At 48.8% G+C, this 21,472-nt stretch carries 11 protein-coding genes; 3 read left to right on the top strand and 8 right to left on the bottom strand.

The window, feature by feature from the left end:
• Positions 1-8 precede the first annotated feature (8 nt).
• Positions 9-1,253 (bottom strand): exo-beta-N-acetylmuramidase NamZ family protein, encoded by a 1,245-nt coding sequence (locus tag GGR07_RS06780; protein ID WP_081724032.1) that lies wholly within the window; start codon positions 1,251-1,253, stop codon positions 9-11.
• Positions 1,254-1,462: 209 nt separating this feature from the next.
• Between GGR07_RS06780 and GGR07_RS06775 the strand changes: the two genes are divergently transcribed.
• The 3 genes from GGR07_RS06775 to GGR07_RS06765 all read left to right on the top strand — a co-directional run bounded on the left by GGR07_RS06775 (position 1,463) and on the right by GGR07_RS06765 (position 7,047).
• Positions 1,463-1,675, top strand: a complete 213-nt coding sequence (locus GGR07_RS06775; RefSeq protein WP_034543227.1) for a hypothetical protein — start codon at positions 1,463-1,465, stop codon at positions 1,673-1,675.
• A 195-nt stretch (positions 1,676-1,870) separates the two neighbouring features.
• Positions 1,871-5,209 carry a SusC/RagA family TonB-linked outer membrane protein gene (locus GGR07_RS06770; RefSeq protein ID WP_122056434.1) on the top strand — a complete coding sequence of 1,113 codons (3,339 nt, stop codon included), beginning with the start codon at positions 1,871-1,873 and terminating at the stop codon, positions 5,207-5,209.
• Between the two features lie 32 nt (positions 5,210-5,241).
• Positions 5,242-7,047 carry a RagB/SusD family nutrient uptake outer membrane protein gene (locus GGR07_RS06765; RefSeq protein WP_122056677.1) on the top strand — a complete coding sequence of 602 codons (1,806 nt, stop codon included), beginning with the start codon at positions 5,242-5,244 and terminating at the stop codon, positions 7,045-7,047.
• 563 nt (positions 7,048-7,610) lie between these two features.
• Here GGR07_RS06765 and GGR07_RS06760 read toward each other — a convergent pair.
• Genes GGR07_RS06760 through GGR07_RS06730 form a run of 7 tightly spaced genes read right to left on the bottom strand, consistent with a single transcriptional unit; the run spans position 7,611 to position 21,284 of the window.
• Positions 7,611-8,717, bottom strand: a complete 1,107-nt coding sequence (locus tag GGR07_RS06760; RefSeq protein ID WP_034543226.1) for a DUF4971 domain-containing protein — start codon at positions 8,715-8,717, stop codon at positions 7,611-7,613.
• Positions 8,718-8,759: 42 nt separating this feature from the next.
• The gene (locus GGR07_RS06755; protein WP_034543225.1) at positions 8,760-10,241 is read right to left on the bottom strand and encodes a BACON domain-containing protein; all 1,482 of its coding nucleotides are present in this window, start codon (positions 10,239-10,241) and stop codon (positions 8,760-8,762) included.
• A 27-nt stretch (positions 10,242-10,268) separates the two neighbouring features.
• On the bottom strand, positions 10,269-11,747 hold the full coding sequence (locus GGR07_RS06750) for a BACON domain-containing protein (RefSeq protein WP_051990611.1): 1,479 nt from the start codon (positions 11,745-11,747) through the stop codon (positions 10,269-10,271).
• Between the two features lie 32 nt (positions 11,748-11,779).
• Positions 11,780-13,498, bottom strand: coding sequence for a RagB/SusD family nutrient uptake outer membrane protein (locus GGR07_RS06745; RefSeq protein ID WP_034543237.1), 1,719 nt, complete (start codon positions 13,496-13,498; stop codon positions 11,780-11,782).
• Between the two features lie 22 nt (positions 13,499-13,520).
• Positions 13,521-16,301, bottom strand: a complete 2,781-nt coding sequence (locus GGR07_RS06740) for a SusC/RagA family TonB-linked outer membrane protein (protein ID WP_122056435.1) — start codon at positions 16,299-16,301, stop codon at positions 13,521-13,523.
• Positions 16,302-16,331: 30 nt separating this feature from the next.
• The gene (locus GGR07_RS06735) at positions 16,332-18,095 is read right to left on the bottom strand and encodes a RagB/SusD family nutrient uptake outer membrane protein (protein ID WP_122056436.1); all 1,764 of its coding nucleotides are present in this window, start codon (positions 18,093-18,095) and stop codon (positions 16,332-16,334) included.
• Between the two features lie 12 nt (positions 18,096-18,107).
• Entirely contained in the window at positions 18,108-21,284 is a 3,177-nt protein-coding gene (locus GGR07_RS06730; RefSeq protein WP_021644277.1) for a SusC/RagA family TonB-linked outer membrane protein, read from the bottom strand.
• Positions 21,285-21,472: the final 188 nt, after the last annotated feature.

Below are 21,472 nucleotides of genomic sequence, written 5' to 3'. Positions count from 1 at the left end.
GATGCGTATCACTCTTCGGGATACAGCAAGTAAGGCTTCCGCTGCTTCTTGAATTTCTCCACATCCCCTTTCCAACGGGCTTTTATTTCTTCAGCGCTTTTTCCTGCTTTAATCATGGGACGGACATAATCCACGCCGATAAGCAGTTCGAAGAAAGGACGGAAGAAATGGTCGCCCAGATTCAGGTTGCGGTAAGCGTCTATCACATAACTCAGATCGACACCTCGTCGCCAGATCTCTTCATCCTCCATGCCGCTCAAGTCGACTCCGTAACAACGCTTTCCCAGTTGAGGAGGATTCTTAGCTCCCTCCACGCTCTGCGGAGTAAAGCTGAAGTCGTATCCCACCATGTTCGGGTGTCCGTACACCTGAAAAGGCAGCGGAGTTCCCCTTCCCAAACTAACGGGTGTAGCCTCGAAATAGCAGATGGAAGGATATAGGTAGACGCCCTTCATGTTCCGCAGATTGGGCGAAGGAGGAACGGGCAGTTTGTAGAGTGTGGCGTGCGTGTAGTTGGCACACGGAATCACCGTCAGTTTGCAACGGCGTCCCTGAGGAAGCCATCCTTCTCCGTTCACCATCTGCGCCAGCTCGCCCAGTGTCATCCCATGCACTACGGGAATAGGCAACCAACCTACCCCCGACTTATATTTCATGTTCAGGATAGGACCGTCCACATAGTGTCCGTTCGGATTAGGCCTGTCGAGCACCAACACCTCTCGGCCGTGTTCGGCGCAAGCGTCCATCAGGCGGCACATCGTAATATAATAGGTATAAAACCGCAGCCCCACATCCTGTATATCTACAATCAGCAAGTCGAACTCTCTCATCGTTTTCGCGCTCGGTTTCTTATCTTTCCCGTCGTATAGCGAAAAGATGGGTACTCCCGTTTTCGGGTCGGTAGAGCTCGATACATGCTCGCCGGCATCCGCATTCCCCCTGAATCCATGTTCGGGCGAAAAGATGGCGGTCACATTAAAACCGTTTTCCACAAGAACATCCAGCAGGTGTTTATCGCCCACCATTCCCGTATGGTTGGAGAATACGGCAATGCGCTTCCCTTTCAGCAGGGGAAAATACTTATCGGTCTGTTCGTCGCCGAGAATCACCTTCGCCGAATCCGTCAACCGGCTTTCAGTATTGGCGGAACAATCAAATCCTGTCCGTTCACAAGCGGAAAGCGCCGTATCGCTCTTTACCCACAGCGTGGAAAGCAGGAAAAGGGAAAATAAAAAAGCTGAGAGTTTCTTCATATATCAATTGGTATGTAAGTAAACATTGGTTGGAACAAAGATATATCTATTTTTTACATTAGAAACTTTCGTTTTGATATTTTCAATATTCTTTGAATAAGTTGTGATAGTAGATTCTTTCGTCCGGCTCTAAACAATCAGCTATTGAATCTAAGATAGGCATTGTCCTCCATTAAGAGTAAGATTAAGGCAAGGAATGATTCATCACTATGGATGCGTTAACAGTTCAGCTCTCACGGCAATACCATGAAACAGGTTTGGCTTCAGCTGTTTTTTATCTTTCCATCCGATTTGAGAAAAAGAAAAAATCTTCATCAGATATAGAATCATTCCATAATTATATTTTCCGGATTCATCAACAGTGGTTCATTCAGATTCAGAAAGAATCAGTAAAGAAGAGGTTTAAAAAAGATGGATCATGACTGCAAATAATACGTTAAAAGAAAAAGATAAAACAAAAAAAACAGAAATATATATATCTATATATAAAAAACAGCTTATCTTCGAAATACAAAACGAAGAGACAAGATATGCTTTTCATTATCTTCTGGGTCTCTGCACCTGATAGACAAGGATCAGAAGACGTTTTTATTAATAATATAATCAATCAATCTTTTATGAATGGAAATCACAAGAACCGAGCAATTGCTCCTCGCCGTATACTAACGGCAATGGCCATAAGCTCCCTGCTTTTAGGCAACAGCCATGTGATGGCTTCAGATTTGAGTTCCGGTCCGTCATTCACAGTGATGGAACAGATGCAAAATCAAACCGTTACAGGTTGGGTGGTAGACACCAAAGGTGAACCCATGATAGGTGCCAGTGTAGTAGAAAAAGGTACAACAAACGGTATTATTACCGACATGGAAGGCAAGTTTTCCCTCAACGTAAAACCGAATGCCGTGTTGGAGATATCCTATGTAGGCTACAAAACGCAGGAGGTGAAGGCAAGCAACCAAATGAAAATTGTGCTGAAAGAAGACACCGAGTTAATAGACGAAGTAGTGGTTGTAGGATACGGCGCACAAAAGAAAGTCAACCTGACAGGCGCAGTGGCAAACGTGAATGTGCAGGAAGCCATCGCCAGCCGTCCGGTGACCGATGCGGCGAAAGCCCTGCAAGGCATCACTCCGGGATTGACCATTACAAATAAGATAGGCGGAGTAGGAACAGAGTCGACCATCAAGCTCCGCGGTTCTATCGGGTCGCTGAGCGCTACCGAAGGAACATCTCCCCTTATTCTGGTAGATAATGTGGAAGTCCCGAACCTGAACGTAATCAACCCCGACGACATTGAAACCATCTCCGTACTCAAAGATGCCGCTTCGGCATCCATCTACGGTACACGGGCCGCATGGGGAGTTATCCTGATTACCACCAAACAGGGCAAGAAGAACAATAAAGTAAGCGTGACTTACTCGAACAACTTCGCGTGGAATACTCCCACCAAAACAGCAGAGCTGGCATCCGCCACAGACAACGCCCGATTTATCTTATCCATTATGAAGCGTTTGGGAAAAAGCACCGTGAGCACCATCGGATACACCATAGACGACTATGCGCTGGGACGTATCGAAGATTGGGAAAAGCAATACGGCGGCATGTCGCAAAGCGAACTGGGAGAGATGAAAGAAGGACGGGATTTTGAAATTAAAAACGGAAAGACCTACTTCTACCGCTCGTTCGATGCCGTGAAGGAGTTTACACGCAAGTGGACGCCGCAACAGAATCATAACCTGTCGGTAACAGGAGGCAATGACCGTACAACCTACAACATCAGCCTCGGCTATCTCAACCAAAAAGGTATGATGAAGTTCAACACCGACTTGTACGACCGCTACACGCTGAACAGCAGCATCACCACCGCCGTACGCGACTGGTGGAAGGTGAAAGCCAACGTGCTTTTTACACGCTCCATCAACGAGCAGCCCTACCGTTACTCTTCGGGACAATACGACTCATGGTTCTACCTCCAACGCTGGCCCCGATGGTATCCGTACGGACAGTACGAAGGAAGAGACTTCCGCTCGGCGGTGACCGAAATCAAGGCAGGCAACCGTGAACGAGTGGCTTCGAACTACATACGCACCAATCTGGGTACGGAAATCAATCCGATAAAAGACCTGAGCATCAACTTCGACTACACTTTCTCAATGCTGATCGACGCACAAAAGCGCGACGGGGGAACCATCACGGCATATGATATGTTTGCCACAAGCCCTTTCAGCAACTACAAGGAGGTCACCCACTCTTCGCACAACCGTGTGGTTCAAACCAGCAAATACACCATGTCGAATATTTTCAAAGCCTATGCTACTTACCTGTTCAGATTCAATGATGTGCACAACTTCAAAGTGATGGGAGGTATGGATGCAGAGACACGCGAACGACTCGGTCATTATTCGGAACGCCGGGGACTTATCAGCAGCAATCTTCCTGAAATAGCGCTTACCACCGGAGAAGAATTTGCTTACAGCACGACCGACAGCTATCACAACGATTTCGCTGCGGCAGGTTTGTTCGGCCGTATCAATTACGACTACATGCAACGCTATCTGCTGGAGCTGAATATGCGCTACGACGGATCGTCGCGCTTCCCCAAAGGTAAAAAATGGGCTTTCTTTCCTTCCGTATCGGCAGGATGGCGCGCCTCCGAAGAGGCTTTCATGGAATGGGCGAAACCTGCGCTGAGCAATCTGAAGTTCAGGGGTTCGTGGGGAACGATTGGCAATCAGGACGTAGCCGCCAATTCATTCATATCCACCATGTCTTCGGGCGATTCGGGATGGGTGATAGACGGAAAGGAAGTTCTTTATCTGAGCTCTCCGTCGGTTATTTCACCCGCATTGACATGGGAGCGGGTCACTACACTCGATCTCGGATTCGACGTCCGTTTCTTTAACGACGAACTGGGCATATCTTTCGATTGGTACAAGCGCGTCACTTCGGACATGCACAGCGTGGGCGAGGCACTTCCGCTGACCTTCGGAGCCATAGCACCGAAAATCAACTACGGTGAAATCACCGGCAAGGGATTCGAACTGGCGGCAGACTACAACCACACCTTCGCCAATGGTTTGGGAGTGAGCCTGAGAGCAGCTCTCTCGAATGTAAAAGAGAAGATCACCAAATTCAACAGCACAGACAGAAACATCAACAGAAATTACGAAGGCAAGGTCTTGGGCGAGATTTGGGGATACGAAACCGATCGTCTGTTTCAGGAATCGGATTTCGACATCATAAAGAACGGCAGCAAAACGATCTATAAACTAAAAGACGGAATCCCGTCACAGTCACTCTATGAGACCGGCGACTTTACCTTCGGCCCGGGCGATGTGAAATACAAAAATCTCGACAGCGACAATTCGAAAATCAGCTACGGAGACAACACCGTAGATAATCCCGGCGATATGAAAGTGATCGGCAATTCGCTGCCCCGATACGAATACAGCTTCACGTTGGGAGCAAGTTATAAAGGGATAGACTTCAGCGCGTTCTTCCAAGGAGTGGGCAAGCGCGATTTCTGGGCATACGGTTCGGTAGGAATACCTGCTGGAGGATCGGGCTATGCGGAAGGAGCATTCGCACATCAGATGGATTACTGGACACCGGAAAACCCACACGCCTTCTATCCGCGTCCCGCCAACAACGCATGGACGAGCAACGGCATGAACTTCCTGAGACAGACCCGATACCTTGCCAACATGGCGTACCTGCGATGCAAAAACATCACCATCGGGTACAGCCTCCCCAGAGAATGGATGAAGAAGATACATTTCGAACGGGCACGACTTTATGTAAGCGCAGAAAACCTGTTCGAGTTCGACAGCCTGCATCTGCCGCTCGACCCCGAATCGACGGACTATAAAGTAGGAGTGAAAGGCAGCACATGGTCGTTCGGAAGAAGCTATCCGCTTTCGAGAACCATCTCCTTCGGCATGCAATTAGGATTTTAACCTTGAATGACAACAGTATGAAAAGAAAAATTATGAGAACAAAGATATACAGCTTGCTGCTTGCAGCAATGAGTTTGGCATCCTTGTCATCGTGCGAAAGTTTCCTTACGCGCGACCCGATGGATACCACCACAGACATTCCCAGCTTCTGGAACAACGAAAATAACATACGCACTTCGATCTACGCCTTTTACGACATCTACTTCGAGGGATACCGGAGCGGATGGAACCGTGCCGACTGGTATTCGGAGACCAACGTGGCCGATTGGACGGACGATAACGCGCAGGAAGCCGCAACGTTCTTCACCAAAGTGGCCCCCACATCGGAAACGGACAACACGAAAACCAAAATCGACGAACGCACATGGACATTCAGCTACGTACGGCAGTTCAACACGCTGATCGACCGCATCGGCAAGTCGACCATGAACGAAGAAGCGAAGAACCATTGGCTGGGAGTCGCACGGCTGCTGCGCGGCATGGAATACTCCAAGCTGGTATCCCGCTTCGGCGACGTGCCGTGGTATGGCGAACCATTGAGCAACACCGACTACGAAGTGCTGTACAAACCCCGCGAAAACCGTGTTCAAGTCATGGAGAAGGTACTCGACGACCTGAAGTTCGCTTGCGAAAACATACGAAAGACGGATGGCAAGCCGGGACTTACCATCAACAAAGCGGTGGCCTATGCTTACACTTCACGCCTTATGCTTTTCGAGGGCACTTGGCAGAAATACCGCGCGAAAAACAACGAAGCCGCCAAGAAGTTCCTGAAAGCCGCCAAAGAAGCGGCGGCAGAGCTGATGAACCGGAATGATTACAAACTGGCAGACGATTACAAATCGCTCACCACTTCGGAAGACTTGGCGGGCAATCCCGAAATCATCATCTACCGCTCTTACGTAGACGGAGCAGTCACCCACAGCCTGATGACATTCCAGAATACGGAGAAGGAAAAAAACAGCCCGTCGAAATCATTGATCGACAGCTACCTGTCTGCCAACGGGCTGCCTATCCATCAAGCCGAAAACAAGCAGTTCAAAGGCGACAAATGGTTCTTTGACGAGATTGCCGACCGCGATCCGCGCCTGTCGGCAACAATAGAAACCAAAGGGCTCCGCCTGAAAGACGTGGAAGCCGTGTATGCCATTTCGGGATACTTCGCCAACCGCTTCGTAAACGAAAAGTTGATAGACAAACCGGGAGGTACGAGCTCTACTTGCATCACCGACGCTCCGGTGATGAAACTCAACGAGGTGCTGATGAACTACATCGAAGCCGCTGCCGAACTGGCGCAACTGAACGACTACACGCTGACACAAGCCGACTTTGACCAAACAATCAATGTCATCCGCAGCCGCAAGAGCACGAACATGCCGCACGTGAAACTTGCGGGCACAGACCTGTCCGTCAACGGCATCGTGATCAACGACCCCAAACGCGACGGTGACGTACCTTCGCTGATCTGGGAAATTCGCCGCGAGCGCCGCGTAGAACTCGTGTACGAAGGTATCCGTTTCAACGATTTGCGCCGATGGAGCAAGTTGCACTATGCCGACATGGTGAAGAATCCGGCCATCAACATGGGCGCGTGGCTCGACAAAGAACGCTACATAGCCTGGTACAATGCCAACCACCTTTCAACCCCCATCAGTCTGGAGAGCTTGAAAAACATCATCCTCGACAGGCCGGGCAATGCCGGATATATCGTGCCCATAGAGTCGGATGTGATGAAACGCACCCTTCAGGAAAAGGACTACCTATATCCTATTCCTTTGGATGAAATCACACTTTACAAGAGTCATGGCTACACATTGGAGCAGAATAAAGGATGGTAACGCCACCGTGCAGGCAACGATGCTTCACAGCAACGTACTGCACATTGGAGGGCATTGTGGGTTCCAACCAGCAGGAGAGCAGAGAAAGCTTCACAGCAACGTACTACATGGAGCTAAATAAAGGATGGTAGCCGGTCTTTTACCCCCAAAGGCCGCGCATCCTCAAGTTCGATACAAAGAGAACCAAACATCCGGAGTTTCGTTGTTTTCCCACCGCCACGGCGCGCTTCACAAAAGGGTGTTTTGAAACAAACATGCAGAGTTTCGTTGTTTTTCATGCTTGTGACACAAGAGTTTCCCACTGGGGAAACTTTTGTGTCCATTAAGGGAAACTTTTGTTTCCCCAGTGGGAAACTAAGCTGTATATATATGCTTACGGCGATAGATATCTATCTCCATCGGCGTATATCCGAATAAAGCCGTTTCAGCTTGTGAATTTATAGCTGAAACGGCTTTCATTGTATACTCGAATGCAGATGATGACTTCCGAGTGTTTCAGAGCGCCTCTTGCACATCTGCCTTCATCCCGAAAGACTGCTTCAAGCCTTTCTCCGCGCTTGCGGCTATTCGGACAGTTTGGTCACTCTCACCCAATCCACCTCCATCACAGCCGGCAGATTATCGTCATCTACGGGGCCTGCCCACGAGCCGGGGCGATCTCCGCCCAAACCCATGTTCAGTATCAAATAGAATGAAGAATCTTTGGTAAAGGGCCATTGCTTCATTTCCGCTTCGTTCTCCAACTTCAGGTTGGGATATGAGAATGTTTCCTGCCCGTTGACAAAAAAGGTAAGCCGGTCTTCGCTCCATTCCATCCCATAGGTATTCCAATTCCGGTAATCGCAGACCACCGTTTTTGTGTTAGACGGTTTCTTAATGCCTAAATTATACGTATAGTTGGTGTGTATCGTATGGTGAATATGAGGCTCCTGCTTGACATGCTCCATAATGTCAATCTCTCCGCAGTTGGGCCAACCGTTGTAGATAAACTTGCGGGGCATCATCCAGATGGCGGGGAAAGCACCGTTCGGACATTGGGTGATTCTTGCCCGTACCTCTACGCGTCCGAAAGTAAAATCGAATTTACCGTTGGTTTCTATGCCGCCCGCCTTATATTCTCCGTTAACTTTTTCTGCCACCAACACCAGCTTGCCGTCTTTCAGATAGGCTTGGTTGTAACTTTCAGACATCTCATCGTTCCAGTCGGAGCCGGCTTTCTTACAAAGCGCCCATTTCTCCGGATCGGGCGTGCTGCCGGTGTTAAAGTCGTCTACAAACAACAGGTTCTTATACGTTTCGTCAAACTTCGTAAGTACGATGGTATAAGTCGTCTGCTTGCCATCTTCGGTTGTAACGGTCACTGTCTGCTCTTTTTCCCATTTCCCGATAAACGCGGAAGGGTCGGGAGCAATGACAGCGTCATTGCTCATCAGCGTATATTCCACTCCTGTAATGGTATTGGCATCTTCGATAGCCCCGATTTCCACCTTATGCGCCGTCTGGTCTATTTTCCCGTGGAAAAACGAATCTCCTACCTTGACAGCAAAGGCGGTGAGCGGGTACTTCTTTGGCGAAACAACGCTTCCCGTACTGTCGTCATCCGAGCAGGCGATGCAGGAGAACCCCAGCAAAGCCATACCCAGCGAAAGTAATAATTTTTTCTTTATCATATTCTTGTTGTTTTATTGATTCATATATCGGTTGCCGATGCTTTAATCTCCCCAAACCAGCGGAGCGATGTACTCCCACTTCGTAAGCACTACGCTTCCTCCTGACGCGCGCAGCAAGAAGGTTCCCCCGGCGCTGATCTGGTCGAACGGAACTTTCCATGTATCGCTCGAACCGTTCGAATCGGTTATACCGTCGCTGGTTGCCTTGGCTATCACCACATCGTTGAGTATCCATTCGGTATAAATCCATGCCTTAGACGGATCATTCGGGGCGACCGCCTTCTGAATATCGAACGACAACACATTCGGCTTCCCGGTATCTACGTCGCGGATACAATTGCTGTTCTCGCTAAACACATCGCCGCACCAAGGGGTAGTGCTCAGGCTCGTTTTCTTGTTCAGCACATGGAAACGCAATTCCGCATACGGGTTGCTTCCGCTCCAGATAAAGAACAGATTGACGCGTGTATTGCCAAACGGCTCCAGATAGAAATTGTAGCGTCCCGGCATCAAGCCGCCCGGACCGTAGAAATCTCCGCTGATGGTACGGTTCACCTCTTTCACCACCGGAATCTTCGGATTGGCTTGTTTGAACTTCACTGTTTTCACAAGCGGAGTAGCTCCCTCGTCAGCTTTGGTAGTGAGCACGATTATCCCTGTACGCACGCTGGAACCTTTGTGTTCGGATACATTGATTACCAGATTGGCGGAACCGCTGAACGAAGTCTTTTCAAACTCGTACCAGTCGTCATCTGCCTCATTCTCTTTAGATACGCTCCATTCTGCGTTCGACTCCACAGGAATCACCAGTTGCTGCGCTTTCTCGTACACGGCAAACCATTTTCCGTTTTCGGGAGTTGCGGGAGTCAGCAAAACACCGTCTTGTGTACACGCTACTTCGCGCGCCACCTTACCGTGGCGATCGTATATGGTCACTACGCCCGTGCGCTGCTCGCCCGTATTGGGAGAAGCGGACACTACAACTTTCCCATTCTGTTCGCCGGACATCCCCGAGCGGAGTTTCAGCCAAACAGCGCCTTCCGTTACCTTCGCCGTCCATTTCTGATTGCTGAGCACATCGAATGCCATCTCCTCTCCTTCCCTTCCAATCATCTCCACGCCTTCCACATCGAGATAGGCGATGCCCTTTTGCGTAAGCACAAACCGTTTGCCCGTCCAATAGTCGCTTTTGATACTGATGGTATCCGTCCGGTCGTCGAGCTCCGTATTTTCTTTGCAGGTGATGGTTACCGTATAAGTCTCACCCGCCTCGCCCTTAGCGGGCGAGATAGCGTACCAATCGTATTTGCCGAACACTTCCCAAGGATCGGTCGATTTGACAAGGAAAGAAACCGGCTCGGGATTTTTGGCTTCCAACAAGTAAGCATCTTCCACCCTGTAACGCAAGTCGACCCATTTCTCGGCTTTCTCATCATCTTTACAACTTTGCAGCAAGAGAGACATCCCCCAAAGAGCAAAGAGCGAAAAGCCCAATAATGCTGTTCTATATTTCACAAGTTTCATAATCTTTTCGTTTTTAGCTTTTTAAAATCACTCCGCAGGTTCGTGGGTGATGCTCTTAATCACATAGTAATCGTCAGGTTCCGCTACTGTGATCTGAAGATTCACCATTTGCCCCGGATTATTGTCGGGATCTTCCTCGTAACAGTTGCTCTTATTGCCGAGCACGGCCATCTCCGTCCCGTCGATCACCAGTCTCAATCTCAGCTTGCCGGCATTATCCGGATCGTTTTCCACATAAAAATCTATCTTGCGAATCGCGTTCACTTGTTCCGCTGTCAGCTTGAAGGTTTTCTGCTGCCACGCAAACCCGCTGCCGCCGCATGTGTACTGGCATGGAGCATCCGACCTCAGCCAGAAATGGAAGTTGGTATTTCCCTTGTTCGGCCACATATTGAATACCAAGCGCGATTTTCCCGTCAGGTTCATTTCTGCGAATTCGAAACTCAGGCGTCCTTTCCTGAACGCATAGTTGGAAACGATATTGTTGTTTACAACTGCCTTCATTTTCACATTTCCGGTTTGCTCGTCCACTGTATAGTTTTCACCGGCCGCACTGAACCAGAACTGCGGGCGTTGCGTGATTCCGAAAGATACTCCCTCAAAGCCCGGAATAATGTCTACTGTCGACAGCAACACATGTGCCTTCCGGGTAACCAACCGGTTGCTGGGCTTCACAGATATCTTCAGTTCCGATTCGTTCAGAGCTTCCGCTCTCATCCAAGCAGCAAACTCTTCGGGCACTTTCACCTTCCAAGCCTTATTCGCCCGCACTTTCACCACTTTTTCCGATTCGTTCCAGCCGAAGTCAATTGTTCCGCTTTCCGAAGGCTCTTCCTGCTCAATTACCACTCCATCCTGATGAACAGTGAAGGTAAACTCTTCATAATCGGTCTTCACGGTAAGTGTGCCGCTTCTCCGCGCACCCGGATTTTCGGGAAGAGTGATGCTGATACTTTCTTTCTCTCCGCTCTCATTCCCTTGCCCGGAAGCCTTGTCAATGTTTTCGAGGAACTGAGTGGAAGGAATAATCTCCCAAGGTTTATTCGAAATGATGTTGAAAGAGATTTTTCCGCCTTCGGTGGGAACCATTCCGTCGTAAGGAATCACCACCAGATTTTCTTTCGAAGCTTGCGTGATGGTGATTACCCTTGCTTCTTCGATGCCTTCGGCTTTGATTGTCAGCGTAGCTGTACGCGACTGTTTTCCGGTATTCGGCTCCGTTGTCACCACAATTTCCGAAACCAGCGAGCTGGACGCGCTCATGGCGGGAGTAGCCTTGCACCATTGCCGGTCGCTGCTGATTGTCCACGGAGTGTTGGAGCTGATATTGAAAACCACATTGCTGGGTGAAGTAGCCGTTACGGTATACGCGTCTTGCGCATCGATGCGGATATTGAGCGGACCTTCCGGTTGAGAGTCGATATCGAACTCCTGACAAGCGGTGAAACTGAATGCGCACAAGGCAAAAATCAGTTGCAATAATGTGTTGTTATATAACTTTTTCATACGTCTTTAAACTATTGGATTAAACAAATTGATTACCATCCTGCGTTTTGAGGATTCAAGTTCTTATTTTTATACAACTCGCTTTGCGGAATGGGATACAGATACATGCAGTCCCTCCACTTGCGGATTTCGTAAAGGTTTCTGTAAAAAGAGAAACTACCGTCCTGCTTCTTTTCTATTTTTACACCGTATAGTTCCCTTTGTGTAGAATCGGCAATCTTCCACCTTCTCACATCCCAAAAGCGGTGATCTTCGAAAGCAAACTCTACCCGCCACTCGTTGTACAAACGCCGGATGAACTCATCTTTGTCGCACGAAGGGATTGCGGGCATGCCTGCATTCTTTCGCACCTCATTGAGCGCCCATAGAGCGGAATGCTTATACACACCGTCCGTATAGTTTGCATCACCGAAAGCGTTTATCATCGATTCGGCATACGTGAGCAACGTTTCCGCATAACGGTAAATCACCCAATGATGCTTGTTGCTTACTTCCTTGTCGGGCGTAAAGCTCGTAGTCTCCTGAATGTATTTGCGCAGGTAATATCCGGTAGGAGAGCCGCCTTGCGTTACCGGGAAACAGTCTTTTCCACCCTCGAAGGTCTCGATAGTGCTTTCTTTGAACTTCGATCCGTTGGCCAGAACCACCCGGTAGAAGCGCGGGTCACGATTAGCGTAAGGATTCTGCGCATCAAACTGCGGATCGGCGCAGACCCAACCTTTATCTTCCAAAGTCACTTTATAGCCGTTTACCGTCTCAAAAGCATCTACAAGATTCTGGGAAGGGAAATTGCCGTAAGCAATCATACCTGAGCCACGTCTCCCTTCGGTGAACCGGATAGGAAAATTATACAATTCGAAGTTTGCCGATTCGGAATTCATGCGCATCAGGACCACTTCGGTAGAAGCAACATTATTGGCGCTCTCCTGTGAAGAGAGAGCATACAACCCGGTTTCCATTATATCCAGTGCCGCTTTAGTCGACTGTTTCCATCTTTCAGCGTCCATCGAAGGGTTGTGCAGCTTGCTGGCGGCATAGAGCAAAGCCTTCGATTTCACCGCCATGGCAAAGCCTTTCGTTATGCGTCCCACCTGCTTGTCGGGTTCGTTGGCATAGCTCTCGGGCAAATTCTCTGCCGCTTCTTCACATTCGTCGACAATGAAGCGGATCACCTCATCGAATGGAGTTTTTCCGATCGTATTCGCCTCCTCTTTATTCAGAACCTTCAAGGGCATGGCAATATCGCCGTAGCGGCGCGCCAGTTCAAAAAAGTAATACGCCCGCAGCACCCTCGCCTCGTAGGGGAAATACTTCAGCTTCTTCATCCAGTTCTTATAATTCCCATTGTACTCGTAACGCGAGAAATCGACTTTGGCAATGTCTTCAATAAAACTGTTGGCGGCACGTATGCCATTGTACAGCATCCACGCATCATCGTAAGTCTTAATCGGCGACCAGTTGCCGTTGTTCACATTTTGCACGGGTTCCGCTACCGCTCCGAACTCTCCGTCGTCGGAAGCGCAATCACGCATTCCGTACCCTTCAGGGTATAAAGCTCCCGAAGTTCCGAACCAGCGGCATCCCTGTGGCATGAATGAATATACATGGGTAAGCATATTCTCGGTGCTTCCGAAATATTTGTACATGTCTTCTTTTGTTTTCAGTCCGCTTGTCTCATCGAAATCGAGATAGTTGCATGAAGCCAACAACAACGAAGACCATATAGTCATGATAATGTATTTTACTCTCATAGCATTCATCAGTTAGTTTGCATTAGAAATTCAGTTTAATACCCGCCCAATAGCTTTTCGTCGACGGATAAGCGATTCCGAGTTGTTCGGGATCGGCAAAGCCGATGTTATCCAGCGAAAACAGATTGGTTCCTTGCACAAACACTTTCAAATCGGCAAACCGTGTTTGCGATTTCGGGAAAGTATAAGCCACCAGCAGGTTGCGCAGTTTGATGAACGACCCGTCGCGATACCAAAGCGAACTGGCGCGATAGTTGTTCATGTTCTCGAGAGTGGTGAGCCGGGGCATAGTGGCGCCCGCCTTATTCTCTGCAGTCCAATACACTTCTTCTTTAAGGAAAGTGTGCGAAATGTTTCCGTTATCCACAAGCGGACGGTAGAGCGGACTGTCGAGCAACGAAACAGTTACTCCCGTCATCCCTTGGAAATCGGCGGAAACTTCGAACCGTTTATAACCCAGATTTACGTTAAATCCGAAGTAGCAACGGGGGATGGACGAGCCGAACATGCGAACAACGTCTTTTTCGTCGATAATGTTATCGCCGTTCTGGTCTTTGTACTTCACATCTCCGGGCGATACCTGAGAGAATGTCTGTCTCGGACTATTGTTAATCTCCTGACGGCTGTTGAAAAAGCCGATAACTTCCAAGCCATACCTTTGTCCCACACGATTTCCCTTTGTGTACAAGTAATCGTGCTCCTGATAAGCCTGATTCTCATTTACCACTTCAGAATCGAGATAAGACATCGTAGCTCCCGCACCGTATCGGAAATCCCCGATTTGGTCATTCCATCCCAAAGCAAGATCGAAACCCTTGTACTTATAGATTCCTTCATTCACCTTCCCTACACCGATGCCAATAATTCCGGAAGTAGAGTTCGAACCCGGCACCAACACATCCGAACGCTTTTCATAAAATCCTTCCACGCTTACATTCAATCGGTTGCGGAAAGCTGCGAGATCCACACCTATCGTCGCTTTTTCCGACCTCTCGGCCACCAGCCCTGTAACAGGCAGATCTCCTTCGCTACCACCCCATACCTGTGCTGCATTGGCTCCGAAGTTGTATCCGGTTCCGCTGCCTCCATAAGCTTGCCGCCACAACTCGTGAGTTAGATTTCCATCCCAGCCTGACAATCCGTAAGAAGCGCGAAGTTTAAGCAAATCGACCGGAAGAATCTTTTTCATAAACGCTTCGTTAGACACTACCCATGCGGCAGAAAGGGCGGGATAGTTATCGAATTTATCCCCATCCGGCAGGTAAGCCGAACCGGAACGATTGAAAACCGCATTGATGCTGTAGCGGTTGTCGTAAATATAGGAGGCATTTACAATCACCGACTGGTTTTTGGCGGTATTGTTTCTTCCGTGCTTCACAACCGACTGCATATCGTATATCAACGCTCCGCCGATTTCGTGCCTGCCGAAAGCGCGGCGATAATCTATTTTCGCCTGAAGGTCGCTTCTCATCAACAAGCTTTCGAAAGGCTGGCTATGCCCAAGTGTTTCAGAATCTTTTCCATATACTTTCGGAGTAGTCACCAATGTTCCGTCATCTGTAATCCGGGCGTTGGCATTCATGTAGCGGTATTCTTTTCTGCTACTCTCCTGCATGCCCCCGATGTTATCGAACGAAACGGATACTTCCGCCGCTAAGCCCTGAGTCAGCATATTCAGCTTCTGGCGAAGGCTCAAATCGGCCAATAGTGTTCCATACATACTCCTTATGTGACCGTAGTCTTTCAACAACGCTACGGGGTTCTTCTCTCCGTAAACGGCGCTTCCTCCATATATGCCATTGGCATAACGGATAGGGAATGCCGCCGAAGGAGTCCGGTAAACAGGCCGGAAGATGGCATTTCGTCCGTAATGCGTACCGTTCGTCTCATGCAGTTTTCCTACTATTCCCGCTTTCAGATACGTTCCTTCGGTGATATTCACATCGATATTGGTGCGCAGAAGCAACCGTGTGTCGGTAGGATTGGTGTCATAACGGTCATCTTCCGTATTCTTTTTCAACATAGACCGGTCGCGATAATAATCGATTACGGTGAAATAACGGAACTTCTCATTGCCTCCGTTGAACGACATTTTCAGGTTGTGCGTAAATCCGTTTTTATTCAGAATCTCTTTCCACCAGTCTACATTGGGATATTCGTACGGATAAATTCCCGTTTGAAACGCGTCCAGTTCCTGCACGTTATAACGTTCTTCCAATCCATCGGCTGCCAATGCCGTATTCAACGCTTTGGCATAGGTGTAAGCATCGGCAAACTCCGGTGAGCGAAACCGGCTGTTCACGCCAAAGTTATAATCCACTTTCACTTTCAGACGAGCGTTCGCACCCCGCTTGGTAGTAATCAGCACCACACCGTTGGCTCCTCTCATTCCGTAAAGAGCTGCCGCGGCTGCATCCTTGAGGATATAGCACGACTCTATTTCCATCGACGTGATATCATCAATGTTTCGCGGATATCCGTCTACCAAGACCAAAGGTGCATTCCGGTGAATGGACAGGCCCGACAGGTTGTCGGGCGACGCTCCCGTTCCCTGATATACGTTCAAGCCGGCTATTTTCCCGTACAGAGCTTTACTGACATCCACATGCGGAGACTTCTCAAAAGCGGAAGCATTGACTCCGCTTACAGAATAACTGCTTGTCAGGGAAGATACATTCATTTGGTAACCGACACTTAACGTATCGGGCAGCTTGCTTTCCGAAGCCACAACCGATGATTGCGCATTCGCGGAAACCGCTCCTCCCAGAAGCAGAGTGGTTAATATATAATTCAGTTTATTCATTTCTTCAATCAATATTAGTTAACATGCTATTTACCAACCCGGATTTTGAGTCATTCCGTATTTCTTGTTGATTTCGTCTTGCGGAATCGGGGCCAGATACCATTTCGTATCCCAGTTGGCCACCCAATAGCGGTCGGGGAGTGTTACCTTTTCAAAAGTGAATGCCGTAGGATGATTCAGATCATTCCCCCTGCTTTTCAGCCCGTACAACTTCTTCTTGAAATCGCTCTGACGGTCTCTGCGCACCAAATCGAACCAACGCACCTCTTCGAATCCCAATTCCAAAGCTCTTTCCCTGAGCACCGCCTCCAAAAACTGCTCGCGGTTCATTCCCGGACGAAGTTTCGAAAGCCCCACTCTCTCACGTACGTCATTCACCAATTGATAAGCCCGGTCGTTCGGGCGTCCATTGACCTCGTTGATGGCCTCCGCATACCCCAGCATGATTTCTGCCAGCCGGGTGTGCGGCCATTGTACGGGGCGGTTGGCGCGGTCTCCGTTTTCCTGCAAGATATATTTCATAATCAGGAATCCGCTACCCGATTTGTAGGAAGCATGGTTCATGTATACAGGCGCGGTAGTTCCGTCACAATACGTATCACCGGGACAGGCTACGTTTTCATACAGTCGCGGATCGCGGGTAGGCACCATGCTTTCGCTTTCGGAATATTTAAAGAACGGTTGGCGGGAAGGCGACTTCCAATTGAAATCTTCCGGAAAGTCCGAACCGTCTTCCCAAGGAAACATGTCAACATAATTCAGTGTAGGCCCGGTATAGTATCGCTGGTCGATAAAATCGGCATGTGTAGCGGGAAGGTAGCCTTTTCGTACCGAGATCAGCACTTCCGTTCCGCCACGGTCATAATAAGCTTTGCGATAAGCCGCACGTCTTGCCTGATGAGTATTCGCCGAAGGGAGAATCAATTTATAGCCGTTTTGTTTCTCTATTTCCTCGAAGAACTCCCTGCCTGCCGTTTCGGCATCTTTCCAGCGTTGCGCGTTATAATTTCCGTAACACGTGTATTTATCGGCTTCCGGATGCCATTTCTTATCGGAGTTGAAAGCGGGACTGGCAGCCCAGTGAAGTACTTTGAATTTCAATGCCATCGCTCCGGCTTTGCTCATCCGCCCGTCATTAATATCGTCCTGCTTCCACTTCAAAGTGGGGATGGCTTCATCGAGCAATGCCACTATCTTTTCCACTGTTTCCGCAAATCCAATCCGCGGGAAATTCAAGGCTTCATTCACATCCACATAATGGTCCAACCAAGTCACCCCTCCTACATACCTCAACATTTCGAAATAAGAGAGCGCGATCAGTGTTTTGGCCTCTGCCACTCCTTCGTTCTTTTCAGCATCGGAGATGTTGGGAACCTTTCCTATGTTTTCAATATACAGCCAGGCATAGCGTATCGTAGTCCAATCCGATTTGGCTCCAAACCTGTAAGCCGAATTCCTTGGTACGTTGTTGGCTCCTAAAGCCCCGTTATAATAGAGCTTCACCGGACCGTCGCTTATATTATCACGGAAGCTGTAACACAAGTCGGTAATAGATTCGAGTATATTTCCTCCCAGCTTATAATCCGAAGCGGTAGGCAATCCGTAACTCAATCCGGTATAAGCCTTTGTCAGCACCTTCTCCGCATTCTCTTTCGAAGAGAACATCTCTTCGGTAGTGGCGCCGGAGCTTTCCGGCTGTTTGCCCAGAAAGCTGTCTCCGAAACTTATCTCGGAGCAAGACGCCATCAGCGCGCAGCCCAACGCAACTCCAAAACCTTTTAATATGCTATTCATAAGTCGTCTTTTTTAGAAGTTAAGATTTAAACCGAAACTATACAGTTTGATTAACGGATAATCTCCCAACCGGTCGGGGTTGCTCTCCGGATCGATATACTTGAGCGGAGAGAACGTCAACAGGTTATAACCGCTAAAGGTGATTCCGAGAGATTTGACTCCCACCTTCTTCAGGAGGCGGTTGCCGCTAATGGTATATCCTACGTTCAAACTTTTCAACCTGAGATAAGAAGCATCCTGTAACCATAAGGTAGAAGGCTCGGAGTTCCAGCTTTCCGATTCTTCTGCCGGACGCGGATAAACAGCTCCCAATTGGTTTTCGGGAGTCCAGCAATCATTGTAGAAGTAAGTCAGCAAGCCGCGCTTGCCGGCGTTAGTGAACGGAATACGATATTCGATATCGTACATCCGGCTAACGTTGGCGGCGCCCGCCCATTGCATGGAGAAACTGAATCCCTTCCAGTTGCATCCCATGTTCAAACCGAATGTATATTCGGGGCGGGTAGCGTATCCTGCCACACACCTGTCTTTCCCATCCACAATGTTGTCTCCGTTGAGGTCGGCATACATCGCGTCACCCGGATATACCTTCTGGTACGGCTGTGGAAGTTCGGGTTTCAAGGTCAGCCCGCTTTCTGCATCCTTTATAAAGTCGTCCTGCTGGTAAAGGCGGATATATTTATATACATTGGTCTGGCGTCCGGTGGATCCTCCCGTCACATTCATATAGTTGAACTGCTTGGGTACTTCGTCGCGGTAAATGATTTTATTGCGCGCAAAAGACACATTGGCGTTCATGTAATAATTGAAATCCTTTCCTATCGCGTCGTTCCATCCGAGAGCCACTTCGTAACCGTGATTATTCACTTTACCTATATTTGAATTGGGTAAGGAAGTGGCGATGATGGCAGGAGTGGATTCGGGAGTGATGAGAATCCCCGTACGGCGCTCCATGAAATAGTCGAAATTGAGCGACAAGCGATTGTCGAGAAACTTAACGTCTATACCGTAATTCTGCTTGTCGGCGGTTTCCCAAGTCACATGCGGATTACCTATTTTAGTGATTCCAAAAGCGGGAGAATTTTCGGGTGTATTCACTCCGAAGCTGTATCCGCCCGATTGTTGCCAAACGGCAGGCATATACATGAAGCGGGAGTCGATGCCTTTATCGCTACCCACGCGTCCCCACGAGAGTCTTAGTTTCAGATAATCCACCACATGCTGGTTGGCCATGAACTTCTCCGCGCTTGCCACCCATCCGGCGGAGAATGCGGGAAAAATCCCGAAACGGTTCTTTCCGGGAGCGAAGTTTTCAGAACCGTTGTAACCCACGTTTACATCGAACAGGTATTTACTCAAGTAGCTGTAAGTAGCCCGGCCGACAAAACCGATATAGCTTCTGGGAATATAGGTATATGCGTCGGGGTAGTAATCGCGTGACTGATTATACAGCAAAAGCCCGGAAACTTTGTGGTTCCCGAAAGCGCGTTCGTAGTTCACACGCCCTTCTATATACCAGTTCTGGTCGCGTCCCCGCTCTTCGGCGTAGCCCAGCGGTGTGTCGCTGCCGGAAGGCAGATAAATCAACGACTTATCATAGTCCGGATCGGTGGCAGGCATATTGCCGTTGGAGTCGAAATACGACTTATAATAAACGGTTTGGCTCTCCACATCACCGCCCGGACGCTTTTTAAACAGTTTGAAGGCATTGTCGTACGCTCCTTTTACGGAAACGCTCAAGCCTTTCGTCAGGAAGTCCATTTTTTGAGTAATGTCCAAATCCAAATTCAAATTGGTACGATAGTTTTGCGTATAGCCCTTTCCGTAGAAGACGAACATACCGTCGCGAAGAACTTCGCCAAGCGGAACAAGGTCTTTCGGAACCAGCGTGCGCACCCCGTCTATAAATCCCGGTCCGGCAAACGGATGCGACCATATCTGTGCGATAACCCACGGGTTCTGGTCTTGTCCGGTGTCGGATACCACGCTGCGAGGCTCCTGCGTTTTACCCAGATTACCGCCGATACCCAACTTCATGGTCGTAGTTTTTGTTAGCTTGGCGTCGATATTGGCACGATAATTATAACGGTCGTAACGATAGTTGTTGTTGTACTTCTGTCCGGGAAGATCTTTTAAAAGTCCATTCTGGTAGAGGTAACCGATAGAGATGAAATACTTTACATCCTCACTTCCGCCCGATATGTTGATGTTGTTCTTGCTCTGTAGATACACATCGTGGAAGATATACTTCTTCCAGTCCATGCTGGGGTACATAATGGGATCCGAACCGGTGCGATAAGCCTCTACCTGCTCGGGAGTAAAATAACGCTTCTTGTCTGCCACTCCGTCGAGTTGCTGCTTGATGTTCCAGAAACGGGCAAACTCATAGCTTCCGGTCTGCTCTACGAGCGAGATAGGCTGTTGCAAGCCCAGCGACGTGCTTACATTGATTTGCGGTTTGCCGCTCTTTCCCCGCCGGGTGGTCACCAGAACCACGCCGTTGGCTCCCCGCACACCAAATACGGCTGTAGAAGAGGCATCTTTCAAGATAGAGATGCTTTCAATCTCATTCGGGTCGATTTGAGAAAACTCGCGTTCTACACCATCTACCAGTATCAACGGTTTGGATTGCGAATCATTCAGCGAGCCCGAACCGCGTACATAGATAGCTGCGGCATCCTTTCCGGGCTGTCCGCTGGTCTGCACCGACGAAACACCGGGCATGGCTCCCGCCAGCACATTGGTGACACTTGCCACCGGCGATTTTATCAGCTCTTTGTTACTGATGGAAGATACGGCGCTTGTAAGCAGGTTTTTATCCTGATTACCGTATGCGATAGCAACGACTTCCACCTCTCCGAGCACATTCGCGTCTTCCTTCAAACTGACATCGATTGTTCTTTTGTCTCCCACTGTAATTTCCTGAGTGACATAGCCCATGAACGAAAAGACCAATACCGATTTTTTACTCGGAACCACAATGCTGTAAGTTCCGTCGAAACCGGTGATTGTTCCGATGGTGGTACCCTTCACAGTTACGTTAGCTCCGGGAACGGCTTCTTTCAACGCTTCGTCTGTCACCTTGCCTCTGATTGTTATGCCTTCCGGAGGAAAGGCATGAATCATCATGGGCATGAACAAAAGAAACGCGATAAGAAAGCTGAATCTTAAATTAAGCGTGTTTCTCATACTGTTGAATTTGTTGGTTAATACTTACCGGCAACCGATTTTCGGAGTCGGCTACAATTATTTCGAGCCTTAGATTATATACGAACTATCGTCCAAGCCTCTTTATCATTCGCACAAAAATAGGAAGCAAGGGAGAGACGGATGTGCAATATTCTCCAAATTAGTTACACAAATTGTGATAAAGAGCC

It is taken from the genome of Bacteroides pyogenes, from assembly GCF_014196225.1.
GTDB lineage: Bacteria > Bacteroidota > Bacteroidia > Bacteroidales > Bacteroidaceae > Bacteroides > Bacteroides pyogenes_A.
Note: the sequence above shows the minus strand (reverse complement) of the source record. Positions and strands in the feature narration are given on the sequence as shown.

Coding starts and splice junctions, on each gene's coding strand:
- GGR07_RS06780 (WP_081724032.1), bottom strand. CDS start 1,253: ATGAAGAAACTCTCAGCTTTTTTATTTTCCCTTTTCCTGCTTTCCACG.
- GGR07_RS06775 (WP_034543227.1), top strand. CDS start 1,463: ATGGATGCGTTAACAGTTCAGCTCTCACGGCAATACCATGAAACAGGT.
- GGR07_RS06770 (WP_122056434.1), top strand. CDS start 1,871: ATGAATGGAAATCACAAGAACCGAGCAATTGCTCCTCGCCGTATACTA.
- GGR07_RS06765 (WP_122056677.1), top strand. CDS start 5,242: ATGAGAACAAAGATATACAGCTTGCTGCTTGCAGCAATGAGTTTGGCA.
- GGR07_RS06760 (WP_034543226.1), bottom strand. CDS start 8,717: ATGATAAAGAAAAAATTATTACTTTCGCTGGGTATGGCTTTGCTGGGG.
- GGR07_RS06755 (WP_034543225.1), bottom strand. CDS start 10,241: ATGAAACTTGTGAAATATAGAACAGCATTATTGGGCTTTTCGCTCTTT.
- GGR07_RS06750 (WP_051990611.1), bottom strand. CDS start 11,747: ATGAAAAAGTTATATAACAACACATTATTGCAACTGATTTTTGCCTTG.
- GGR07_RS06745 (WP_034543237.1), bottom strand. CDS start 13,498: ATGAGAGTAAAATACATTATCATGACTATATGGTCTTCGTTGTTGTTG.
- GGR07_RS06740 (WP_122056435.1), bottom strand. CDS start 16,301: ATGAATAAACTGAATTATATATTAACCACTCTGCTTCTGGGAGGAGCG.
- GGR07_RS06735 (WP_122056436.1), bottom strand. CDS start 18,095: ATGAATAGCATATTAAAAGGTTTTGGAGTTGCGTTGGGCTGCGCGCTG.
- GGR07_RS06730 (WP_021644277.1), bottom strand. CDS start 21,284: ATGAGAAACACGCTTAATTTAAGATTCAGCTTTCTTATCGCGTTTCTT.